General features: G+C 58.0%; 17 protein-coding genes. 9 read left to right on the plus strand and 8 right to left on the minus strand.

Annotation, left to right across the window (positions count from 1 at the left end; translation table 11 throughout):
* The 4 genes from H9646_RS00005 to H9646_RS18695 form a co-directional block, all read left to right on the plus strand.
* The coding region (locus H9646_RS00005) for an autotransporter outer membrane beta-barrel domain-containing protein (protein WP_191721292.1) at positions 1-1,311 on the plus strand (1,311 nt) is incomplete at its 5' end.
* 332 nt (positions 1,312-1,643) lie between these two features.
* A complete protein-coding gene (locus H9646_RS00010; RefSeq protein ID WP_191721293.1) occupies positions 1,644-1,991 on the plus strand; it encodes a hypothetical protein in 348 nt (115 codons plus the stop codon).
* Positions 1,992-2,093: 102 nt separating this feature from the next.
* Positions 2,094-2,933 (plus strand): alpha/beta fold hydrolase, encoded by an 840-nt coding sequence (locus tag H9646_RS00015; protein WP_191721294.1) that lies wholly within the window; start codon positions 2,094-2,096, stop codon positions 2,931-2,933.
* A gap of 234 nt (positions 2,934-3,167) precedes the next feature.
* Positions 3,168-3,311: a four-helix bundle copper-binding protein gene (locus H9646_RS18695; protein WP_404813075.1), complete on the plus strand. Its 144-nt coding sequence runs from the start codon at positions 3,168-3,170 to the stop codon at positions 3,309-3,311.
* Between the two features lie 528 nt (positions 3,312-3,839).
* Here the strand turns inward: H9646_RS18695 and H9646_RS00025 are convergent.
* Both H9646_RS00025 and H9646_RS00030 read right to left on the minus strand, forming a co-directional pair.
* Positions 3,840-5,582 carry a M14 family zinc carboxypeptidase gene (locus tag H9646_RS00025; RefSeq protein WP_191721296.1) on the minus strand — a complete coding sequence of 581 codons (1,743 nt, stop codon included), beginning with the start codon at positions 5,580-5,582 and terminating at the stop codon, positions 3,840-3,842.
* A gap of 273 nt (positions 5,583-5,855) precedes the next feature.
* The gene (locus H9646_RS00030) at positions 5,856-7,805 is read right to left on the minus strand and encodes a DEAD/DEAH box helicase (RefSeq protein WP_191721297.1); all 1,950 of its coding nucleotides are present in this window, start codon (positions 7,803-7,805) and stop codon (positions 5,856-5,858) included.
* A 275-nt stretch (positions 7,806-8,080) separates the two neighbouring features.
* Here H9646_RS00030 and ettA point away from each other — a divergent pair, with 275 nt between their 5' ends.
* Positions 8,081-9,742 (plus strand): energy-dependent translational throttle protein EttA, encoded by a 1,662-nt coding sequence (ettA, locus tag H9646_RS00035; protein ID WP_191721298.1) that lies wholly within the window; start codon positions 8,081-8,083, stop codon positions 9,740-9,742.
* Between the two features lie 193 nt (positions 9,743-9,935).
* A complete protein-coding gene (locus tag H9646_RS00040; protein WP_191721299.1) occupies positions 9,936-10,925 on the plus strand; it encodes a Bug family tripartite tricarboxylate transporter substrate binding protein in 990 nt (329 codons plus the stop codon).
* 317 nt (positions 10,926-11,242) lie between these two features.
* Here the strand turns inward: H9646_RS00040 and H9646_RS00045 are convergent, their stop codons facing one another.
* Complete coding sequence (locus H9646_RS00045; protein ID WP_191721300.1) at positions 11,243-12,286, minus strand: P1 family peptidase; 1,044 nt, start codon at positions 12,284-12,286, stop codon at positions 11,243-11,245.
* Positions 12,287-12,454: 168 nt separating this feature from the next.
* Between H9646_RS00045 and H9646_RS00050 the strand changes: the two genes are divergently transcribed.
* Complete coding sequence (locus H9646_RS00050) at positions 12,455-13,297, plus strand: MetQ/NlpA family ABC transporter substrate-binding protein (RefSeq protein WP_191721301.1); 843 nt, start codon at positions 12,455-12,457, stop codon at positions 13,295-13,297.
* Between the two features lie 149 nt (positions 13,298-13,446).
* Here H9646_RS00050 and H9646_RS00055 read toward each other — a convergent pair whose 3' ends face one another.
* Entirely contained in the window at positions 13,447-14,916 is a 1,470-nt protein-coding gene (locus H9646_RS00055) for an MFS transporter (protein WP_191721302.1), read from the minus strand.
* A gap of 76 nt (positions 14,917-14,992) precedes the next feature.
* Between H9646_RS00055 and H9646_RS00060 the strand changes: the two genes are divergently transcribed.
* Positions 14,993-15,511, plus strand: coding sequence for a TetR/AcrR family transcriptional regulator (locus H9646_RS00060; protein ID WP_191721303.1), 519 nt, complete (start codon positions 14,993-14,995; stop codon positions 15,509-15,511).
* A 121-nt stretch (positions 15,512-15,632) separates the two neighbouring features.
* On the opposite strand, the gene pntB is transcribed toward H9646_RS00060, so the two are convergent.
* Positions 15,633-17,048 (minus strand): Re/Si-specific NAD(P)(+) transhydrogenase subunit beta, encoded by a 1,416-nt coding sequence (pntB, locus tag H9646_RS00065; protein WP_191721304.1) that lies wholly within the window; start codon positions 17,046-17,048, stop codon positions 15,633-15,635.
* 30 nt (positions 17,049-17,078) lie between these two features.
* Positions 17,079-18,671: a Re/Si-specific NAD(P)(+) transhydrogenase subunit alpha gene (locus H9646_RS00070; RefSeq protein ID WP_404813065.1), complete on the minus strand. Its 1,593-nt coding sequence runs from the start codon at positions 18,669-18,671 to the stop codon at positions 17,079-17,081.
* A 650-nt stretch (positions 18,672-19,321) separates the two neighbouring features.
* Between H9646_RS00070 and H9646_RS00075 the strand changes: the two genes are divergently transcribed.
* Positions 19,322-20,146, plus strand: coding sequence for a MetQ/NlpA family ABC transporter substrate-binding protein (locus tag H9646_RS00075; protein ID WP_191721306.1), 825 nt, complete (start codon positions 19,322-19,324; stop codon positions 20,144-20,146).
* A 215-nt stretch (positions 20,147-20,361) separates the two neighbouring features.
* Here H9646_RS00075 and H9646_RS00080 read toward each other — a convergent pair whose 3' ends face one another.
* Entirely contained in the window at positions 20,362-20,748 is a 387-nt protein-coding gene (locus H9646_RS00080; protein ID WP_225213899.1) for a copper-binding protein, read from the minus strand.
* Positions 20,749-20,762: 14 nt separating this feature from the next.
* Complete coding sequence (locus H9646_RS00085) at positions 20,763-21,257, minus strand: DUF411 domain-containing protein (RefSeq protein ID WP_191721307.1); 495 nt, start codon at positions 21,255-21,257, stop codon at positions 20,763-20,765.
* Between the last annotated feature and the right edge of the window lie 6 nt (positions 21,258-21,263).

The raw sequence follows: 21,263 nt of genomic DNA on the forward strand, positions 1-21,263 counted from the left end.
GTTGGTAAGACGTACACGATTTTGTCGGCCAGCCAGATCAATGGCACCTTCGATGCTGCGACCTCCAACTTTGCCTATCTGGATGCCAAGCTGGATTACTCAATTGCCAACCAAGTTGACTTGGAGCTCAAACGTAAAAGCAATGGTGGCAATAACGGCGGGCAAATGCACTTTGCCGATCTGGCCAATACAAGCAACCAAGGATCGGCCGCCAATGCGCTGGAGAGCCTGCCCAGCACGCACGCGCTGTACCAGCACATCGAGACATTGCCTGCCGGTGCGCCTGCGGCGGTGTTCAACAGCCTCTCAGGCGATACGCACTCCACCGTTGCTAGCAGCGTTAACATGCTGAGCGCGCAAGCGCCCAACATCAGCCTGCAGCACTTGCGCAACAACCTGACCGCAGGCCTGCGTGCAGGCGCACCGATTGCCCAGTCTGATGGGCCGCTGCCAGCCTCGGCTTTGCCATCGTCCAAGGCCCTGCCTGCATGGGTAGAGGTAGTGGGCCACTGGCAAAAGATGGATGGCAACAGCAACACACCCGGTGTGAAGCAAAACACCACGGGCCTGTTTCTGGGGGCAGACGAAGAAGTGGGCAGCAGCGGCTGGCGTGTCGGTGGCTCGGTGGGCTACACCAGTGCCAACGCCAAGGTGAGCAGCCGTGATGCATCGGCAGACATCAGCAGCTACAGCGCTGCGGTGTATACCGGCAAGGGCTTTAGCCATGGCGCCAACCGCATCAACGTGATGGGTGGCTTGGCGTACACGAAGCACAGCATTGAGTCTGAGCGCAGTGTGGCCACACTGAACCAGAACCTCAAAGCTGACTACAGCGCCCACACGGCGCAGTTGTTTGCGGAAGTGGGCTACGCCATGGGCCAGTACGACAAGCAGGGGTTTGAGCCATTTGTAGGCATCACGCTGGGTGAGCAGCGCTCGGACAGCTTCAAGGAAAGCGGTGGCTTTGCGGCACTGAGCAGCCAATCGAGCCGCGACACACTGGCCAGCACCACGCTGGGCGTGCGTGCGCACAGTGACTTTGTGCTGGCTGGCAAAGACACCCGCGTGCGTGGCACCTTGGGCGTGCGCCATGCCTGGGGCAGCTTGAGCCAGAACCGCACCATGGCGTTTGAAGGCTCCAGCAGCTTTACCGTGGCTGGCGCTCCGCTGGCGCGCAACACGGCGCTGGTGGGTCTGCAGGCTGAGATGGCGCTGAGCCGTTACTCGGCCCTGGTGCTGGGCTACAACGGCGAGTACGGCAGCGGCAGCCGTGACCAGTCGGCCAGCGTGAAGGTGCGCTGGGCTTTCTAAGCGCCACTGCTGAGCTGAAAGAAAAACCCCTGCCGGTACAAGCTGGCAGGGGTTTTTTAATGGCTGACAGCAAAAACGGTTGGATACCCCCCGGGATGCAAGAACAGCCAGGCCTGTGATCGTGCATCAATAAAAACTTGGGAAGTTCGACAGGCAGGAGTCCCGCAGGTCTGAACGGCCTTGAGGTCTGCTGATGTATCGAAAGTTAACTAAGGGGTTGACTGACAAGGACGTGGAGGCATCGGCCATTGGTGCAGGTATTCATCTGCATAAGACTAGAGCATCAATGCAGTGCTTTGTCTGCTGTGCTTAAACCACTTAAGGAGAAGCGTATGAATACCCGAAATCCCCTTGAACCTGCAAACCCTGCAACCGATCCTGACCTTGCCGAGCAAGCGCAGCCAGGGCATGGAGTGCCGTCACAGGATCCAGATCCCAATGCGCAGGTCGCTATGAGTGAGCAAGAGTCAGCTCGTGAAATTTCATCTTCCCTGGTTGGGGGAGGAGCACTGGCGGGTGTAGCTGTTGGAGCTGCAGTTGGTGGTGCTGTGGCTGGTCCCGTTGGTATTTTGGTTGGAGGCACTGTAGGGAGTGTGGCTGGTGCTTTGGGAGCCGCCGCCGCAGGTACATCTGCAGAGCGCAATAAATCAGAGGTTGAAGATTGCCCACCGGAAAAATGACAGCACCTTAGGTGCTGCTCGCCTCAGGGGATGCATGCGTTTTTTTCATTAGATCGCTTTGTCCTCTTGTCCATATCCCCCCCTCGTTGAAAGGAAGGCGCAATGCCATATATCGATATTTCACAATCCAGTACAGGTACCCTGCAGCTGCACTATCAGGACTATGGCAAAGGCCGGCCCGTCATTCTTATTCATGGATGGCCTTTGAGTGGCCGAACCTGGGAGCCGCAAATTGCCGATTTGGTAGAGGCAGGTTTTCGGGTGATTGCATATGACCGTCGTGGTTTCGGTGCTTCCTCCCAGCCTTGGTCGGGGTATGACTATGACACTTTGGCGCAGGACCTTAACGAGTTGATCGCCGAGTTAACACTCTCAGATGTCACTTTGGTTGGCTTTTCCATGGGAGGTGGAGAGGTGGCCAGATACATCGGGATGTATGGCTCTAAATTCATTCGCTCAGCAGTTTTTGCGGCTGCTGTGACACCTTATTTGTTTAAATCTGAGAAAAATCCAGAAGGCGCAGTCACAGAGAAAGACGTTCAGAAAAAGCAAGGAGCAGTTTTGACAGATCGTCTGGATTTCCTGGAGGGATTTACTCAGAAGTTTTTCTCGGACTCTAGTGGCAAGTTATTGGTCAGTGAAGCCCAGAGGGAATACGCAAAGATGATTGCAGCTTTTGCATCTGCCAAAGGTACGCACGATTGCATTGGCTCATTTTCAAGAACAGACTTTCGTGCTGACTTGCAAAAATTTGATATCCCAACGCTTGTGATTCATGGCGATAGTGATCAGATTGTCCCCATCGAAGTCAGCGGGGCAAGAACGCATAAATCTATCAAGGGCAGCGAGTTGCATGTCATCAAGAATGGCCCACACGGCTGCAACCTCTCTCACGCCAAAGAATTTAACAACGCACTAATCGCTTTCTTGAAAGCGCATTGAGCCTGTCCTTCGACAGCCTGTCTGACTGACAACAAGGAGCTACCGATGAATACAGCAAATCAGTACCAAGACTGCATTGACGCATGCAACGCCTGTGCTGTCGCATGCAACACATGTTTTGCTCAATGTCTCCAAGAGACGGATGTTCAAATGATGGCGCGATGCATCGCCTTGGATGCTGACTGCGCGGCAATCTGTACCTTGGCAGCCAATGCCATGGCTCGCAACAGCGAGATGGCCAAACATTTTTGCCGTCTTTGCAGTGAAGTGTGTTTGGCTTGCGCCCATGAGTGTGAGCAGCATCACCATGCACACTGCCAAGCATGTGCCAAAGCATGCAAGAAGTGCGCGCAGGCCTGTCTAGATATGCTTAACTGAGCTTGATCGCAGTAAAGTTCGGTAAGCAGCCACTGAGGACTTTATTGTTTGCGCTGTCATAGCAGGGCATTAGCTAGCTGGCGAGATACCTTTGCGCGTTGTGCGCCCTGATCGTCGCTGTCAGCTGAAGGCACAGTTTTACCAAGCTCTGGCTAACGGTTGCCAAATGCATTGCCAAATGCTTGCTTGGACTGTGACGCACCAATGCCTTACAGCCTGACTTTGACTTGCTCACAGTGACCAGACTGGCCACAGCGAGCATGAGTAAGGGAGCTGGCGTCTGAGATGCCGACAACGAGGCAGATAACGAGGCAAACAAGGGTGGTGGAGAGCATGCTCAACCGTCCAGCCACAAAGCCCACATAAAAAAGCCCCGGTACTTCAGTGCACCGGGGCTTTTCTTGTTCTTTATGCGCTTTTTCCACTCCGCATTGCGCACAGTTATAACGAAGCATGCAGCTCAAAGCACTGTGTGACAGAACATTGAACCATGCTGCGCAGCGGGTGTGGCGCAGAGCTTGGAGGGCCTTATTCTTCCTCGAAAACGATGTTCGGCAGAGCCGTCACGCGCGCAACTTCCTTGATGTCGCCAAGAACACCGGTGCTGTAAAAACTGTAGGGAGTATCAGGCTCCAGAGCTGCGGCGGCCAGGAACGCCAAAGGCTGGTTCATGCTCACATAGTAGCTGCCGGGTGCAGCTTCAAGGCTGTGGCGCACCAGATGAACAGCCGTTTCAGAGGCTGATGCACCAGGGGTGACTTGATAGGTTTCTGTTTGAATACTGGACAGTTCTGCAACGCGCAGCACATTGACGCCCATCATGCCCAGGCGCTCTGTGGCTTGCACGGCATTGGCTGACAGCCAGTAACCGCAGGCGTTGCTGCGTGTGCGCGGGTTGCTGATGGACAGGCTGCTGGTCCATGCCACATTTTTCTGAACCAACTGCGCACTGGCAGCATCAACCAATGTGATTTCTCGCTGTCCATGGCTGGGCTGGGCTTGGACTGCCAGTGTGCTGCGGCAAGCGTGCGAGGCTACATCACGCGTCACATAAGTGTTCACCTGGCGCAAGTCGCCAGCACGCTGGGCGGCACTTTGCAGTACAGCGAGCATGGTTTGCACTTGACTGTGCACACGGCGTTGCAGATGGGTGCGCTTGAGATCGCTGCCCCGGCTGCTCGCTTTCATGCTGACCACATTTTTCAGGCTGGCGGCATTGGTGAGGGTGGTTGGCTCTAGCGTTCCCATCGCAAAACCGTTCTCGGCGCTGTTGCCTGTGGCTTCAAATGCCCAGTCCACCCGCATGCCTGCTTGGCTCAGCGCGCTGGAGGCAGGCTGGTGCATCCACTCACGGGCGGCTTTGGTGACAAATTCGTGGGCATTGGGTGTGACTGCGTATTGCAGACCCATGTCATTGGCGCGCACCGCAGCGAAACGCTGCAGCGTGGGCTCAATGGCATCGAATTCGCTGGCATCTAAAAGTACGCTGGGGCGATAGTCGCGCACCAGTTTGGCCAGAAAGCGGGCTTCGGGAGTTTTGAGCTGCAGGTGGTCAAAACGCAAATCTGTGCCGTCAGACGTTGCTGCGGTGCCTTTGTCAAACCCATCAGGGTTGGCGCGGGGCACAAAGATGATGTTGATTTTGTCCAGCAATGGAGTCAGCAAACCTCCGGCGCCGAGCTCTTTGCTCAGTACCAGGAGGGCTTCTGTTGCCGCTGCATCGGTGCCTTGCTGGCCTGCCACGATCATGACGCTGGGTCGATTGCTTTCATCCAGCGCCAAAGGCGTTATGGCCTTGGCCTGGGTTGCAATCAGCGCATGGATGGGGGTGCCGCTTTGGGCATTGCCATTGTTGAGCAAGCCCAGACGAGGGCTTTCTTCAGGTGTCTGCTGGCTTAAATTGCGCAGTACCTCTGCCAGCTCACTGTTGGTTGTGAAGCTGCGACGGCCTTCGGAAAGGCCTGGTGTGCTGTAGCGTTCACTGGGCTCTGGAAACAGAGCGGCAATTGCGCCGCTGTATGGCACTTCAAGGCGCGTATTCGATGCCACAGGCGTTACGCTGGCAGGCAAAGGGGCTGTGGGTGCTGAACTGGAGGGCTGCGCACGCGTTGTTGTACTTGTGGTGGCAGGCCATTCAGGAAGGGGTGTGCTGGAGCATGCAGCCAGAGCCAGAGCTGAGCCGATCATGAGCCAACGCGAAGCATGCGTTGCCATGTTGTGGCCTGGGCGTTCCAGATACGGCGCGAAGACAGGGGCGTTGGGCTTTGTCATGGTGCTGTAAACCGCAGAAAACCAAGTGAAGATGATGTCCGTCCAGTAGCGATGGCTAGCAGACGGACATATCGCGTGAGGCAAAAGCCAGGAGTTGGCGCATGTTACGCCGTGGCCTTGCCCCGTGTTGTCAGCGCAGGGCGCTAAGAGTGGCTTGAACCACCTGTGATGGATGTACTTTCTTGTGTCGCACGCAATGTATGAACTGTGAAAAAGTACATGCCTTCAAGCGCAAATCTTTGATCTGCCGGGTGGTTCGGCCATTCCTGGAGATTAGCGGTTAAAACCGCCGCCGCCGCGGCGATTGCCGCCGAAGCCGCCACCACCGCCGTTACCACCGCCATTGCCGCCACGGAAACCGCCGCCGCTGCCACCACCATTGCCGCCTCGGAAGCCGCCGCCACCGCCACTGCGGCGTGGGCGCTCCATCATCAGATCAATGCTGGTGCGGGTTGGGTCTGGCTGCCCGCTGGTGTTGCTGCGTGGAGCGCGTGACGGGTTGCCAGCTTGCGTGCCCAGGTGGGCATTGGGGCGTGGAGGCTGGTCGTCAAAGCGGTTGTAGCCTTCGCCACGTGATTCGCGAGGCTGGCGTGGCTGACGCTGTTCACGGGGCTCGCGAGGCTGGCGAGGTGCCTGAGCTTCGTTTGCGCCTTGTGCAGTTGGGCCACGAGGGTTGTCACGTGAAGGGCGCTGACGCGAGCGGTTGTAGCCTTGGCCGCTGCGGCGGTCCTGGCTGTCTTGCTCTGCGCGTTCGCCACGCGGTGCGTCATAGCCGCCTTCGCGAGCCTCAAACGAAGGTGCCTGTGCGTTGTCGCGAGGCGCAAAGCCTTGGCGGGCAGGGCGGCGTGGGCCACCACGGCGAGGGCCTTGACCATCTGCATCAGCTGCAGAGGGCGCATCACCACGGGGCGCGCGCTGAGGGCGGCCGCCGCGATCAGGTTGCCCAGCCTTGGTGGTGCGAATGCGATCCATCATTTCCTGGCGAGCGGCGCGTGCAGCGGCTTGCATGACATCACGGCTTGGCGGCTTGCCTGCACCGCCCCAGATGGTCTGGCGACCCATGGCGATGGGCTCAGCCTTTTCACCAGGCTCAGGGCCAAACTCAGGCATAGGAACGACGGGGATTTCCTGCTTGGTAAAGCGTTCAATGTCCATCATGAAGCCTTCTTCGTCCATGCAGACCAGGCTGACTGCGTGGCCTTCACGGCCTGCACGGCCGGTGCGGCCAATGCGGTGAACGTAATCTTCAGAGACGTTCGGAATTTCGTAGTTGACGACGTGTGGCAGTTCGTCAATGTCGATGCCGCGTGCCGCGATATCCGTAGCAACCAGAGCGCGCAGTTCGCCGGTTTTAAAGCCAGCCAGTGCCTGCGTGCGCGCGCTTTGGCTCTTGTTGCCGTGCAGGGCCATGGCGGTGACACCGTTCTTGGTCAAGAACTCTGCCACATGGTTGGCACCAAACTTGGTGCGTGTGAACACCAGCACCTGGTTCCACTGGTTGCTGTTGATGATGTGCAGCAGCACATCTTTTTTCTTGTTGCGCCCCACTGGGTGGATCACCTGCTTGATGCGCTGCACGGTGGTGTTGCTTGGCGTGACCTGAATGCTTTGCGGGTTGCGCAGCAGACCGTTGGCCAGGGTGCGGATCTCGTCGCTGAAGGTCGCCGAAAACAGCAGGCTTTGCTTGTTCTTGGGTACGAGCGCCAAAATTTTCTTGACGTCGTGGATGAAGCCCATGTCCAGCATGCGGTCGGCTTCGTCCAGCACCAGGATTTCAACTTGCGACAGATCGACCAGACCTTGCTGCTGCAAGTCCAGCAGGCGACCTGGCGTGGCCACCAGAACGTCGACACCCTTGCGGATGCGGTCCACCTGAGGCTTCATGCCTACACCGCCAAAGATGACGGTGGTGGTGACGTCCAGGTACTTCGAGTAAAAGCGGATGTTTTCTTCAATTTGCGCAGCCAGCTCACGGGTCGGTGTGAGGATCAGCGCGCGAATGCCGCCTGCAGGTGCAGTGGTGCCGCCCTGCGTCAGGCGATGGAGCATCGGCAGCGAGAACGCTGCGGTCTTGCCGGTGCCGGTTTGTGCGCCGGCCAGCAGGTCGTGGCCTGCGAGCACCAAGGGAATAGCCTGTGCCTGAATAGGGGTAGGGGTTTCGTAGCCCTGCTCCAGCACCGCTTTCACGATGGCGGGTGCCAAGTTCAATTCTTCAAATGTCATTGTTGTCGATACGCCCATCCGGGCGCGGGGTATCAGCCCGTCGGAGCAACCTGTGCAGGTTGCCAAGCCAGTCGTAGGCAGATGAGATTCACAGGATTTGGGAGCCGGAATCGCTCGGGTTGGCGAGTCTTTGTCCCCAGCTGAATGCTGATGCCAAGGGGAAACTGGAGCCCCTGACTGTGCGTATTGTCGCATGAGGAGATAATCAATGGTTGGGGCGCCCTTGAACTGTGCGCCAGATTATTATTTTTTTACAAGAATTTGCTGACAAACACATGGCCCAATACGTCTTTTCGATGAACCACCTGACCAAGACAGTGCCCCCAAAGCGCCAGATCTTGAAGGACATTTCGCTGAGTTTCTTCCCCGGTGCCAAGATCGGCGTGCTGGGCTTGAATGGTTCCGGCAAGTCTTCGCTGCTGAAGATCATGGCTGGCGTGGACAAGGAGTTCGAAGGCGAAGCCATTCCAATGCAGGGCCTGTCGATCGGTTACCTGCCCCAAGAGCCGCAGCTCAACCCTGAGCACACGGTGCGCCAGGCGGTGGAAGAGGCCATGGCTGAGGTGAACAACGCCAAGGCGCGTCTGGAAGAAGTCTACGCAGCCTATGCCGAAGAAGACGCAGACTTTGACGCCCTGGCTGCAGAGCAAGGCGAGCTGGAAGCCATCATCGCTGCCGCAGGCACCGACTCCGAGCACCAGCTGGAAATTGCTGCTGACGCGCTGCGTCTGCCCGCATGGGACGCCAAGGTAGGCCTGCTGTCTGGTGGTGAAAAGCGCCGCGTGGCGCTGTGCAAGCTGCTGCTGTCCAAGCCCGACATGCTGCTGCTTGACGAGCCGACCAACCACTTGGACGCTGAGTCTGTGGACTGGCTGGAGCAGTTTCTGCACCGCTTCTCGGGCACCGTGGTGGCCATTACCCACGACCGCTACTTCCTGGATAACGCCGCCGAGTGGATTTTGGAGCTGGACCGCGGACGCGGCATTCCATACAAGGGCAACTACTCCGACTGGCTGACTCAAAAGAGCAACCGTCTGGAAACCGAGCAAAAGGGCGAAGAAGCCCGCGCCAAGGCCTTGAAGAAGGAGCTGGAGTGGGTACGCCAAAATGCCAAGGGTCGCCAAGCCAAGTCCAAGGCACGTATTGCACGCTTCGAAGAGCTGAGCGATTACGAATACCAGCAGCGCAATGAAACGCAGGAAATCTTTATTCCTGTGGCAGAGCGCCTGGGTGCCAAGGTTATTGAATTCAACAACGTATCCAAGGCTTTTGGCGACCGTTTGCTGATCGACAACCTGTCCATGAACGTGCCGGCTGGCGCGATCGTGGGCATCATCGGCCCTAACGGTGCCGGTAAGTCGACCCTGTTCAAGCTGATCGCGGGCAAGGAGCAGCCTGATTCCGGTACGGTGGATATTGGCCAGACTGTGAAGATGGCCTTTGTGGACCAGCACCGTGATGATCTGGCCAACGAAAAGACGGTCTGGGAAGACATCTCCGGTGGTCTGGACATGATCACTGTGGGCAAGTTCACCATGGCCTCGCGTGCTTACGCCGGACGCTTTAACTTCAACGGACAAGACCAGCAAAAGAAGGTCGGCAACCTGTCCGGTGGTGAGCGCGGTCGCCTGCACCTGGCCAAAACCCTGATTCAGGGCGGCAACGTGCTGATGCTGGACGAGCCATCCAACGACTTGGACGTGGAAACATTGCGCGCTTTGGAAGATGCGTTGCTGGAGTACGCAGGCACAGTGATGGTCATCTCGCACGATCGCTGGTTCCTGGACCGTATTGCCACGCACATCCTGGCTGCTGAAGGTGATTCGCAGTGGGTGTTCTTTGATGGCAACTACCAAGAGTACGAAGCCGACAAGAAAAAGCGTCTGGGCGAAGAGGGCGCTGCTCCCAAGCGTTTCCGCTACAAGGCACTGAAGTAATTATCTTCAGCAGTGCTTGACAAAAAAGGGCTCCGAATGGAGCCCTTTTTTTCTGTGCGACCGGCATGGGTGCGGGCTTCGTCAATCGCGTGGACTGGGTAAACCCCAGATCAATAGTCATTACATGGTTTGTATATTGACTTTTTTGACGCAAGTCAACGTAATAAGAAGTTGCAAGCTGGGAGCGTTTCTGATGTCTTTTTCTGGTCTTTTTCAGCGTCGCCGTGTGGCGCAAATGGGCGTGGGTTTGCTGGCTGCCAGCGCGTTGGCGGTGTTTGCACAAAACAGTTACCCCAGCAAGCCTGTGCGTATCGTGGTGGGCTTTTCAGCGGGTGGCACCACCGACGTGGTGGCACGCATCATGGCCAAGGAGCTGACACAGTCACTGGGGCAGAGTTTCATCATTGAAAACCGCCCGGGTGGTGGCAGCAATATTGCCACCGAGGTGGTCAAGGCCGCCGATCCTGATGGCTACACCTTGCTGTTTGTGGCCGTGACCAGCGCCATCAACCAGACGCTGTACCCCAAGATCAAGTTTGATTTGAACCGCGATTTTGAAGCGGTGGCGCTCGGTGCCAAGGTGCCCAATATTTTGGTGGTGCACCCCAGCGTGCCAGCCAATAACGTCAAGGAATTCATTGAGTGGGCGCGCACGAATGATGACAAGATTGCCTATGCCTCTTCGGGCAGTGGCACATCGATTCACATGGCCGGCGAGATGTTCAAGGTGCGCACGGGTCTGAAAACACAGCACGTGCCTTACAAGGGCAGCGCCCCTGCAGTGACGGATTTGATCGGCGGGCAGGTGCAGTTCATGTTTGACAACATGCCAGCCTCTTGGCCGCATGTGCAGTCGGGCAAGCTCAAGGCGCTGGCTGTGACGACCAAAACCCGCTCACCTTCGGCACCCAATGTGCCTACGCTGGAAGAAAGTGGTGTGGCACCGTTTGATGTGACCTCGTGGTTCGGCCTGATTGCACCCAAGGGCACACCTAAAGAGGTGGTGGACAAGCTCAATCTGGTGATGAACCAGGCGTTTGACAAACCTGAAGTGAAGCTGGCTTACGAAAAACTGGGCGCCGTGGCAGAAAAGAACAGCCCCAAGGATTTCAGCAACTTCATCCGCCAGGAGGTGAGCACATGGGCGCCTGTGGTGAAGGCTTCTGGAGCCACTGTGGATTAATGGCCTTGTAGCGGCGGCCTGAAAAACGACTCCACCCCTGAGATGCATCACCGCTTTGAGCGGCCGTAGTCTGTGCCATGTCAGTGGTGGTGCGTATATTTTTGAACCCCATTCTGCGAGGTGCTGGGGTGAAAGTTCAGGCTGGGTTTTTTAAAAGTGAGCGCCTGACGCTTGCTGTATATGGCTTTTCATATGATTTATATGTGAAAGGCTTGTTCAGTAAGCGATAGGTGCTCTTTTTTTATTTAGAAAATAAAGCTGCGCTGCATTGACATCAGTCGCAGGAACCGTTTCAGATTGCGCTGCCAATCGTGGGTTCATTCATTGCGCTCACCCCGCATGCTGTGGTGGTTCAGCTCCTGCCAGCTGGGCAGTACGGTTTGCTGGGGTACGGGCATGGATTGCGCCAGCAGCACGGCGCGTGCCGTGGCAATGGCCACCACTTCGGCGGCCATGGTGGACAGCGTCATCATGCCCAGCGTTTGGCCACTTTGGCCGGTAGCCAGTGCAAACAGCGTGTCGCCGTCGCTCATGGTGTGCACGGGGTTGATGCTGCGGGCCAGCCCATCGTGCGCGGTGACGGCCATTCGGTGGGCCTGGGGCTTGGTCAGGACGGCGTCGGTGGCCACCACGCCAATCGTGGTGTTGCTCCCCGCCAAAATGGGTTGCGGCTCTAGGCCATGCAGCAAGGCATCACGCGCATTGAGCAGCGCTTGACCATCGGGGGTGCGCGCACCAGCAAGCAACTGGCCGGTGTAAGGGTTGAAAACGTCACCCAGTGCGTTGCAGGCCACCAGCGCACCTACCGTCACTCCACGCACGGTCAGGCTGGCAGTGCCAATACCGCCCTTCATGGCGCGCTGCCAGCCAAAAATCTTGCCAATCACCGCTCCGGCACCGGCTCCAACACTGCCCTCTGCCGGGCGTGCGCTGGATGCGGCCTGGCAGGCTGCATAGCCAGCAGCGGCATCTGGACGGATTTTCATATCGCCCAGCATCACATCAAACAGCACGGCAGCAGGCACCAGCGGAATGCGGCCCACCCCGATGTTCAGCCCCGCGCCTTGCTCCTCCAGCCAGCGCACTGCGCCGGTGGCGCTGTCCAAGCCCCAGGCGCTGCCACCGGCCAGCACAATGCCGTGGACGGTCTGCACCAGATTGCTGGGGTGCAGCAAGTCTGTTTCGCGGGTGCCGGGTGCCGCACCGCGCACATCCACACCGGCGACGGCGCCTTCGGGGCACAGCACCACGCTGCAGCCTGTGGGGCGCTGCTGGCTGGTGAAGTGGCCAACGGTGATGCCTTGCACACGGGCAATATGCCCATCGTGATTCAAGAGGTGGGTGTGGGTGCTGTCTGTCAAGCTGTGCCTCCCTCGGAGAAGATGGTTTTATGCTGATATGAGAATAAACAGATGGTGTTTTATTCTTTAGGGCTTACCCTTGCCTGCACCATACTCACCGCACTTGACGGCGTGGCGCTGCGCGCATTTTGACGCATGCCCACGTTCATTCATCTCAGGGAGTTAATCATGTCTGATCGCTTTTTCTTCAAGGCTGGTGCTGACCGCCGCGCTGTATTGACTGCTGCTGTGCTGGCCATGGCGGGTGTGCTGGCTGCGCCAGCGATGGCGCAGGATGCAGCCAAGAAAAATCTGCGCATTGGTGCCACCGCAGGCTCCAACTACGACTTGCTGCAAGAAGGCATCGTGCCCCAGCTCAAGGCCAAGGGCTATACGGTCAAGCTCATTGAGTTCAATGACTATGTGCAGCCCAATCTGGCATTGAGCGATGGGTCACTGGACGCCAATTTCTTCCAGCACCGCGCCTACTTTGACCAGTTCACCAAAGACCGCAAGCTGGCCCTCAGCGCGATTGCCCAAGGCCCTGTGGCCCCGATGGGTGTGTACTCCAAGAAGTTCAAGAGCCTCAATGAACTCAAATCTGGTGCCCGCGTGGCCCTGCCCAATGACCCCAGCAATCTGGCGCGTGCCTTGCTGGTGCTGCAAAACGCTGGCCTTATCAAGATCAAAGCTGGTGTGAACCCGGCGCGCGTTTCTGAGCTGGATCTGGCTGAAAACCCGCACAAGCTCAAGTTCCTGCCTCTGGATGCCGCACATCTGCCCCGCGCGCTGGAAGATGCTGACTTTGTGGTGGTGAATGGCAACTTCGCCATCTCTTCCGGTCTGAAGCTGCAAGAGGCTGTGGTGCTGGAGAAAACCCCTGATCAGTACCTGAACGTTGTGGCTGTGAAGACCGGCAACGAAACCACCCAGTGGGCCAAGGATCTTGCCGAAGCCTACCGCTCACCAGCATTCAAGCAGGTGGTTGATACCAAGTTTGTGGGTTACATGAAGCCTGCTGCTTTGCAGTGATCGCGATTGCCAGCCATCTGGCGCTGAAGGTATAAAAAAGGGCTGCCAATTTGGCAGCCCTTTTTTTGCAGATGACAGTCAGCAGGTGCCGGGTGGCTGCTCGACAGCCTGAATATCTGGATTCATCTGCGAAGTCGGCGGGCATGTGTCTACCGCGTAGGGAGCTTTCTTCGGTTGAGCAGCACCATGCATGCCAGGCCAAAGAGCATGACGGCCACAAGCGCGCTCACCCACGTGAATGAGGCTTCAAAAGCTTGCATGGCGCTGGCCAGTGCCTGGCTTGCGCCCGGGTGCGCCTGTACGTAGGTGTGGGCTTCATCCAGACTGCTGCCCGCCATGTGGGACAGCCCCATTTCTTGCACATTCGCAACGTAGACGGCTGTCATGATGGAGCCAAATATGGTGACACCAAAGCCCCCGCCAAACTCATAGGCCACACCTTCCACAGAGCCGGCCATGCCTGCACGGTCTTCAGCCACATTGCTCATGACCAGGGTGCTGGATGCCGTGAGGCTGGAGCCAATGCCGATGCCGCACAAGGCCAGGATCAGCACCTGCGCCCAGACACTGGCGTCACGCAAGAGCATGTAGCCCGCGATGCCCAGCGCCGTCATGCACAGACCCGCAACAATCACCCGCACGCTGCCCACCCGGCCAATCAAGGCCCCTGCCAGCGGGCCTGCGAAGAACGACCCCAGCGAAATCGGCAGCACAAAGGCACCAGCCTCTAATGGGCTCTTGCCCGCGACCAGCTGCAGGCGCTGGCTCAACACCAGCTCAAAGCCAATCAGCGTCATGGAAGCAATCAGCGCCACCAGCATGCCGGTGGCAATCGGTGCAGCACAAAGCAGGCGCAAATCAATGAGCGGGCGAGGAATGCGCAGCTGCCGGCGAATGAATACGGCCAGCAGCATGGCCCCCAAAAGCAGTGCAGACCATGCCAGCAGGCTGTGGCTGTCGGGCTTGGCGAACTCTTTGATGCCATAGGCCAAGGCGATGATGCCCAGCATGCTTTGCCAGCAGCTGGCAAGGTCGATGGTGATGTCTGGGTTACCGGCCCGGACAGGCACATAGTGCAGCGCCAGCAAGGTCGCCACGCCAATGATGGGCACATTGATCAAAAACACCGAGCCCCACCAAAAGTGCTCCAAAAGCGCGCCGCCAAGCAATGGGCCAATAGCTGCCCCGCCAGAAGCAATGGCTGCCCAGATACCAATGGCCAGCGCCAGCTCTTTGGGATCCTGAAAACTGGTGCGGATGATGGCAATGGTTGCAGGCATCATGGCTGCACCGCCCACAGCCAGCAGTGCACGCGCTGCAATCAGCATGGCTGCAGTCGGTGCAAAGGCGGCCAGCATGGAGGCCACACCAAACGTGACCATGCCAAAGATAAACACGCGGCGGTGGCCCAGGCGGTCCCCCAGCGCCCCCATCACAGGCATCAAGCCTGCCATCACGAGCGAGTAAGCGTTCAGGATCCACAATTTATCTGAAGCTGTCGTGTGCAAGGCTTGCGCCAAGCTGGGCAGCGCGGTGTACAGCACGGTCATGTCAATCACGACCAGGAACAGCGCTGCAGAAACAATCGCCAGAGTTAGCCATCGGCTCTGGAACTTCATACGATTCCTCAATACAATTATTTAAATACAATCGTATTTTAATGCGGGCGTATTTTTATTTTTTGGAAAAGACAATATGGGAAGAAAGCCATCGATTGACAAAGCCAGTCTGCTGGACGCAGCGGAGCACATCATTCGCACACGTGGTGCGGGAGCGCTGTCGTTCGATGCCATTGCCAAAGCGGCCAAGGTGAGCAAGGGTGGCGTGCAAAGTGCGTTTGGTACCAAGGAAGCGCTGCTTACGGCGCTGTATGAACACCTGGACAGCGGTTATGAAGCACGTTTTAACGCCGCCAAGCTGGCAGGCGCTTCTTGCGTGGCGGCCTATGTCGATGCCGTCACCACTGCAGACACCGCAGTGAACCAGCGCATTGGGACCATGTCGCTGGCAATGAGCCAGGAGCCTGAAAGCCGTGAGTACCTGCGCAAATGGTATGCCGAAAGTTTTCCCGATCTCTCTGCCGCCACGCCTGAAGGCCAGCAAGAAATTTTGCGGCTGTGCGCTTTGGAGGGGGCGCTGATGCTGCGTTCAATGAACTTGCTGCCTTTGCCAGAACAAGCATGGAGCCAGCTTTTTACGCAGTTGCGCAGCTAAATCGTGCACGGTCCTGCTGCTGCGGGCCATGGCCTTCAAGAGCGTCAGTGCATGCAAAAAGCGCCTGTGGCCAAAACCACAGGCGCTTTTTTTGACTGGCTACGTTGAGTGCCGCAGCAAATCAAGCACGCAAGGCAGTCAGCACCTCGTCGAGCATCTTCTTGGCATCGCCAAACAGCATTCGGTTGTTTTCTTTGTAGAACAGGGGGTTGTCTACGCCGGCGTAGCCAGAGGCCATGGAGCGCTTCATCACGATGGAGTGCTTGGCCTTCCACACTTCCAGCACCGGCATGCCAGCAATGGGGCTGTCAGGGTCGTCCAGCGCGCTGGGGTTCACGATGTCGTTGGCGCCAATCACCATGGCCACGTCGGCTTGGGGGAAGTCGGCGTTGATCTCGTCCATCTCCATCACGATGTCGTAAGGCACTTTGGCTTCGGCCAGCAGCACGTTCATGTGACCAGGCATGCGACCTGCCACGGGGTGGATGGCAAACTCCACCTGCACGCCTTTTTCGCGCAATGTTTTAGTGATTTCGTACACGGTGTGCTGGGCCTGGGCCACCGCCATGCCATAGCCGGGCACGATGATGACACGCTTGGCATCGCGCAGCAGCTCGGCAGTTTCGGCACTGGTGACGGGCACTACTTCGCCTTGTGGCTCAGCGGCCGCACCATCTGCTGCCTTTTTCTTGGGTGCGCCGGAGCCAAAGCCACCGGCAATCACGCTGATGAAGTTGCGGTTCATGGCCTGGCACATGATGTAGCTGAGGATGGCGCCGGACGAACCCACCAGTGCCCCGGTGATGATCAGCAGATCGTTACCCAGCATGAAGCCGGTAGCCGCAGCAGCCCAGCCGGAGTAGCTGTTGAGCATGGACACCACGACGGGCATGTCCGCACCGCCAATGGCCATCACCATGTGTACACCAAACAGCAGGGCTATCACGGTCATGATGACCAGCGCGGGCATGCCGGCTTGTACGGTGGGGGCCTGCATGAATGCATAACCAAAGTAGATGACGATCAGCAGCGCTGCCAGGTTCAGCCAGTGGCGCGCAGGCAGCAACAGGGGCTTGCCGCCAATCTTGCCGTTGAGCTTGCCAAACGCAATCAGCGAGCCAGAGAACGTGACTGCACCGATCAAGATGCCGATGTAAATTTCCATCTCATGGATGGCTTTTTCTGCGCCTTCCAGCTGGATCGACGTGTCGACATAGCTGGCAAAGCCCACCAGACAGGCGGCCAGACCGACCAGGCTGTGCATCAAGGCAACCAGCTCGGGCATCTGAGTCATCTTCACGGTTTTGGCTGCATACAAGCCAATGCCGCCACCCACGACCAGCGCCGCCACAATCCAGGCGAAGCCGTCGGCGGTCACGCGTGGGCCAAACACGGTGGCCAAAATGGCCAGTGCCATGCCCAGCATGCCAAACAGGTTGCCACGGCGTGAGGTTTCCGGGTTGGACAGGCCGCCCAGACTCAAGATAAACAGAATGGCCGCACCGAGGTAGGCGACCGTTGCAAGACTTTGGGACATTGAAATTCTTTCCTCTTGTTGTTCTTCGGGTTATTTGCGGAACATGGCCAGCATGCGGCGTGTCACGGCAAAGCCACCAAACATGTTGACTGCAGTGAGCACCAGCGCAGCGAAGGCAAGCCAGGTGATCAGGCTGTCAGGGCGGCCATCCAGGCCAGCTGCAGGAGAGGCGATCTGCACCAGCGCACCAATGGCGATGATGCTGGAGATCGCGTTGGTCACGCTCATCAGCGGTGTGTGCAGCGCGGGGGTCACGTTCCACACCACCATGTAGCCAATGAAGCAGGCCAGCACAAACACCGTGAAGTGGCCCAGGAAAGCTTCAGGGGCATAGGCACCGATCACCCAGAACGCCATGGCAGCCACGGCAAAGATGATGGCCAGCGTCTTGGCGGGCAGCGGGCCGCTGCTGCCATGACCGTGACCGGATTTCTTTTGCTCCAGGGGCGCAGCCGCTGCCTTGGGTGCGGGGGCGGGCGCTGCCTTCAAGGGTGGCGCAGGCCACGTGACAGCGCCGTCTTTGATGACGGTCAGGCCACGGATGGCTTCATCTTCCATATTCACCACTGCCACACCGTCTTTGGCTTTGCACAGCTCCTCGGTCAGGCGCAGCAAGTTGGTGGCGTACAGCGTGGATGACTGCTTGGCCAGACGCGAAGGCAAGTCGGTATAGCCAATGATGGTTACGCCGTGGCGCACGACAGCTTGGTCGGGCACGGTCAGCTCACAGTTGCCGCCTTGCTCGGCGGCCATGTCCACAATCACGCTGCCAGGTTTCATGCTCTGCACCATCTCGGCTGTAATCAGCTTGGGTGCGGGCTTGCCGGGGATCAGCGCCGTGGTGATGATGATGTCGGCATCTTTGGCCTGCTGTGCGTACATGGCTCGTTGCGCGGCCTGAAAGCCTTCGCTCATCACCTTGGCGTAGCCACCACCGCCGGCGCCGTCTTCTTCGTAGTCCACCTTGACGAACTCGCCGCCCAGTGATTTGACTTGGTCTGCCACTTCAGCGCGCGTGTCGTTGGCGCGCACGATGGCTCCCAGATTGGCTGCCGTGCCAATCGCAGCAAGACCTGCCACGCCAGCGCCAGCAATGAACACCTTGGCTGGTGGTACCTTGCCAGCAGCCGTAATCTGACCGTTGAAATAACGGCCGAAAGCGTTGGCAGCTTCAATCACCGCGCGGTAGCCAGAGACACCTGCGGTAGAGGTCAGTGCATCCATCTTCTGCGCACGGCTGAGCGTGCGCGGCAGGCAGTCAATGGCCAGCACAGTCGCTTGCTTGGCGGTCAGCTGGGCCATCAGCTCGGGGTGCTGCGCAGGCCAGATAAAGCTGATGAGCGTGCCGCCTTGGCGCAGCAGGGCCACTTCTTCGCCGTGTGGGGGGCGCACCTTCAAGACGATGTCAGACCCCGCCCATAGCGCGGCAGCGCTGTCGATGATGTCAGCACCCACTGCGCGGTAGGCGTCATCACTGAAGTGGGCGGCGTCACCGGCCCCTGATTCAATGGCAACCTGAAAGCCAAGTTTGATCAGCTTTTCCACTGTGTCGGGCACGGCGGCCACGCGTTTTTCGAGTGGAAAAATTTCCCGAGGCACGCCAATGCGTTGTGGCGTAGACATAGGGGTTTCTTGCATAAGAGGAGCCCTCCTGAAGTTTGGAATTCGTTGTGTGCTTGCAAAGCCGGGGGTTGGGCTTGGCAGATAGAAAGCCTATGCACCGATCATGTGCATATTGCATGGAGTCATGCAAATGGCTGTTTGGCGCTCATGGTACAAGCATTTGGATAGTGTGCGCTGTATGTAGATGCCCACACTTGCGCTGCACTTTACTGCCCAGCTTGCATAAAAGATAGGCAGGTTTTACCGGTTTGTCTCGGTGGCGCACCATTTTGGAGATGCTTCTTTGCCAGTGCACCATGTTTGTGCATCGGCATCGCTTCACGGGTCGGCATGGGGGGCATGACCAAACATGGGGGCATCCATGCATTGCGCTACAGGGCGGTCTTGACGCAAATCAAGCGCTGGTGCGCGCATGGGCTGACATCACCCGGTGCGCCACAGCGTGCCGTGATGGCTTTGACGCCGCTTGCTGGTGCGATGTTGTGGCCGCAGCGCGGCTGATTGTCTATGCTGCACAGTCTCTTCATAAGTTATTGGCATATGTAGAAGATTTTTTATTTGTTGGAGCTTGGCGCTCATCTGCTGATACTGGCTGCATCAGCGCCACAGATTCGTGGCGTGATGCATAACCAACCAGGAGACAAGACAACATGTTCCAACTTCACACCCGCCGCCGTGTTTTAACTGCCACCGCGCTGTCATTGGCTGCGTTGGCCTGCGCACCTGTGCTGGCACAGGATGCCAGCAAGCCACAGCTCATCATTGGTGGCACGGCGGGTTCCAACATCGACCAGCTGCAAGCGGGCATCGTGCCGTTGCTCAAGGCCAAGGGCTACAAAGTCAAGCTGGTGGAATTTAACGACTATGTGCAGCCCAATCTGGCGTTGGCCGATGGTTCGCTTGATGCCAATTTCTTTCAGCACGAGGTGTATTTCAACCACTTCAAGGGCGACCGCAAGCTGGACCTGAAAGCGCTGGTGCAAGGACCGATTGCACCCATGGGCGTGTACTCCAAGCAACGTAAAAGCCTGGCAGATCTGAAAGAGGGCGACAAAGTGGCTTTGCCCAACGATGCCAGCAACCTGGCGCGAGCCTTGTTGCTGCTGCAGCAGGCTGGGCTGATCAAAATCAAGGAAGGTGTCAATCCGCTGCGCGTGTCTGAGCTGGATTTGGCCGAGAACCCTAAAAAGATCAAGCTGCTGCCGCTGGATGCGGCCCATCTGCCGCGCTCGCTGGATGACGCGCAGTTCGCCATCATCAATGGCAACTTTGCCATCTCATCGGGCCTGAAGCTGACGGAGGCAGTGCTGCTGGAAAAGACACCTGACCACTATCTGAATATTGTGGCCGTGAAGACCAAGGACCAAAATGCCAAGTGGGCCAAGGACCTGGAAGAAGCTTTCCGCTCGATCGATTTCAAGAAGGTAGTGGATACCAAGTTTGCGGGTTACGCAAAGCCTGCATTTTTGCAATAACGTTTTTTGGCAAAGCTGAGGGGAAGTGTTTGAGCAGCCTTCGGGCTGCTTTTTTTCTTTGCATCTGAGCCAGTTGGAGCGGTTTCAATGCGCACGCTGACAGGCAACAGAGGTGTTGCGCAGACTGGCTCCGTACCCGTTTGCAAAGCGTCAAGAGGATGCGTGCAGACGCCGGTGTCAAGGTGTCTGCACGCTGTACGGCAAGAGCGCAGCGCTTACTGAGGGGCGGTCTCGATATGCGTGATCAGCAGGCTGCCACCGCCCGTGTCTTCTGCGCGAAAAGCCACCTTGGCACCAGGCTGCAGCGACTGTGCCTGCACGGGGTCTTTCAGGGCGAAAACCATGGTCATGGGCGGCATGCCCAGGTTGGTGATTTCGCCGTGGCGGACGGTGAGCTTGCCACTGCGGGCATCTACGCGGGTGATGATGCCCTCGGTCAAGTCTGCGCTGGGTGCAGCAATTGGCGCGGCACTGGGGGCTGCGGCCTGCGTAGCGTGGGCGCTGTGGTCAGCCGCTGGCTGGGCAAGCGCTGGGTTGGCGGCCAGCAGCCAGCCCAGTGCTGTGGCGCTGGAGAGCATGCGTAAAGTAGTGAAAGCGGACATGCAGCCTCCTTTGTTTAGCGGTAGCTGGTGAATACGCGGGCACTGACGTTGTTGCCCATCAGGTTCTTGGTGATCAGCAGCACGTCATACGGGTCTTTACGGCCACCGTATTCGGGGCCATCCATGCCGGGGCTGCCAATGGGCATACCGGGTGCGGTAATGCCCAGCGCCTTGGGCTTTTCTTGCAGCAGCTTGCGCACGTCGGCCGCAGGTACGTGGCCTTCGACGACGTAACCGCCCACCAGCGCGGTGTGACAGGAGCCGTATTGCGCAGGCAGGCCCAGCTTGGCGCGCACGCCAGAGTTGCCCACTTCGTGCACTTTGACCTCAAAGCCGGATTTTTCCATGATCTCGATCCAGTCTTTGCAGCAGCCGCAGTTCGGGTCTTTCCAGACTTCCATGGGAGTCTTGGCTGGCTGGGCAGCGATTGCTGGCAAGGCGGCGACGCCAGCAGCAGCGGCCAGCATGTGCAGGGCGTGGCGGCGGGTGGTGTTGGTGGTAATGGTCATGGGGAG

Source organism: Comamonas avium (assembly GCF_014836675.1).
Classification (GTDB): domain Bacteria; phylum Pseudomonadota; class Gammaproteobacteria; order Burkholderiales; family Burkholderiaceae_C; genus Comamonas; species Comamonas avium.

What these genes read in the sequence shown, in the direction of transcription:
- H9646_RS00010 (WP_191721293.1), top strand. Translation starts at nt 1,644, where the DNA reads ATGAATACCCGAAATCCCCTTGAACCTGCAAACCCTGCAACCGATCCT.
- H9646_RS00015 (WP_191721294.1), top strand. Translation starts at nt 2,094, where the DNA reads ATGCCATATATCGATATTTCACAATCCAGTACAGGTACCCTGCAGCTG.
- H9646_RS18695 (WP_404813075.1), top strand. Translation starts at nt 3,168, where the DNA reads ATGGCCAAACATTTTTGCCGTCTTTGCAGTGAAGTGTGTTTGGCTTGC.
- H9646_RS00025 (WP_191721296.1), bottom strand. Translation starts at nt 5,582, where the DNA reads ATGACAAAGCCCAACGCCCCTGTCTTCGCGCCGTATCTGGAACGCCCA.
- H9646_RS00030 (WP_191721297.1), bottom strand. Translation starts at nt 7,805, where the DNA reads ATGACATTTGAAGAATTGAACTTGGCACCCGCCATCGTGAAAGCGGTG.
- ettA (WP_191721298.1), top strand. Translation starts at nt 8,081, where the DNA reads ATGGCCCAATACGTCTTTTCGATGAACCACCTGACCAAGACAGTGCCC.
- H9646_RS00040 (WP_191721299.1), top strand. Translation starts at nt 9,936, where the DNA reads ATGTCTTTTTCTGGTCTTTTTCAGCGTCGCCGTGTGGCGCAAATGGGC.
- H9646_RS00050 (WP_191721301.1), top strand. Translation starts at nt 12,455, where the DNA reads ATGTCTGATCGCTTTTTCTTCAAGGCTGGTGCTGACCGCCGCGCTGTA.
- H9646_RS00055 (WP_191721302.1), bottom strand. Translation starts at nt 14,916, where the DNA reads ATGAAGTTCCAGAGCCGATGGCTAACTCTGGCGATTGTTTCTGCAGCG.
- H9646_RS00060 (WP_191721303.1), top strand. Translation starts at nt 14,993, where the DNA reads ATGGGAAGAAAGCCATCGATTGACAAAGCCAGTCTGCTGGACGCAGCG.
- pntB (WP_191721304.1), bottom strand. Translation starts at nt 17,048, where the DNA reads ATGTCCCAAAGTCTTGCAACGGTCGCCTACCTCGGTGCGGCCATTCTG.
- H9646_RS00070 (WP_404813065.1), bottom strand. Translation starts at nt 18,671, where the DNA reads ATGTCTACGCCACAACGCATTGGCGTGCCTCGGGAAATTTTTCCACTC.
- H9646_RS00075 (WP_191721306.1), top strand. Translation starts at nt 19,322, where the DNA reads ATGTTCCAACTTCACACCCGCCGCCGTGTTTTAACTGCCACCGCGCTG.
- H9646_RS00080 (WP_225213899.1), bottom strand. Translation starts at nt 20,748, where the DNA reads ATGTCCGCTTTCACTACTTTACGCATGCTCTCCAGCGCCACAGCACTG.
- H9646_RS00085 (WP_191721307.1), bottom strand. Translation starts at nt 21,257, where the DNA reads ATGACCATTACCACCAACACCACCCGCCGCCACGCCCTGCACATGCTG.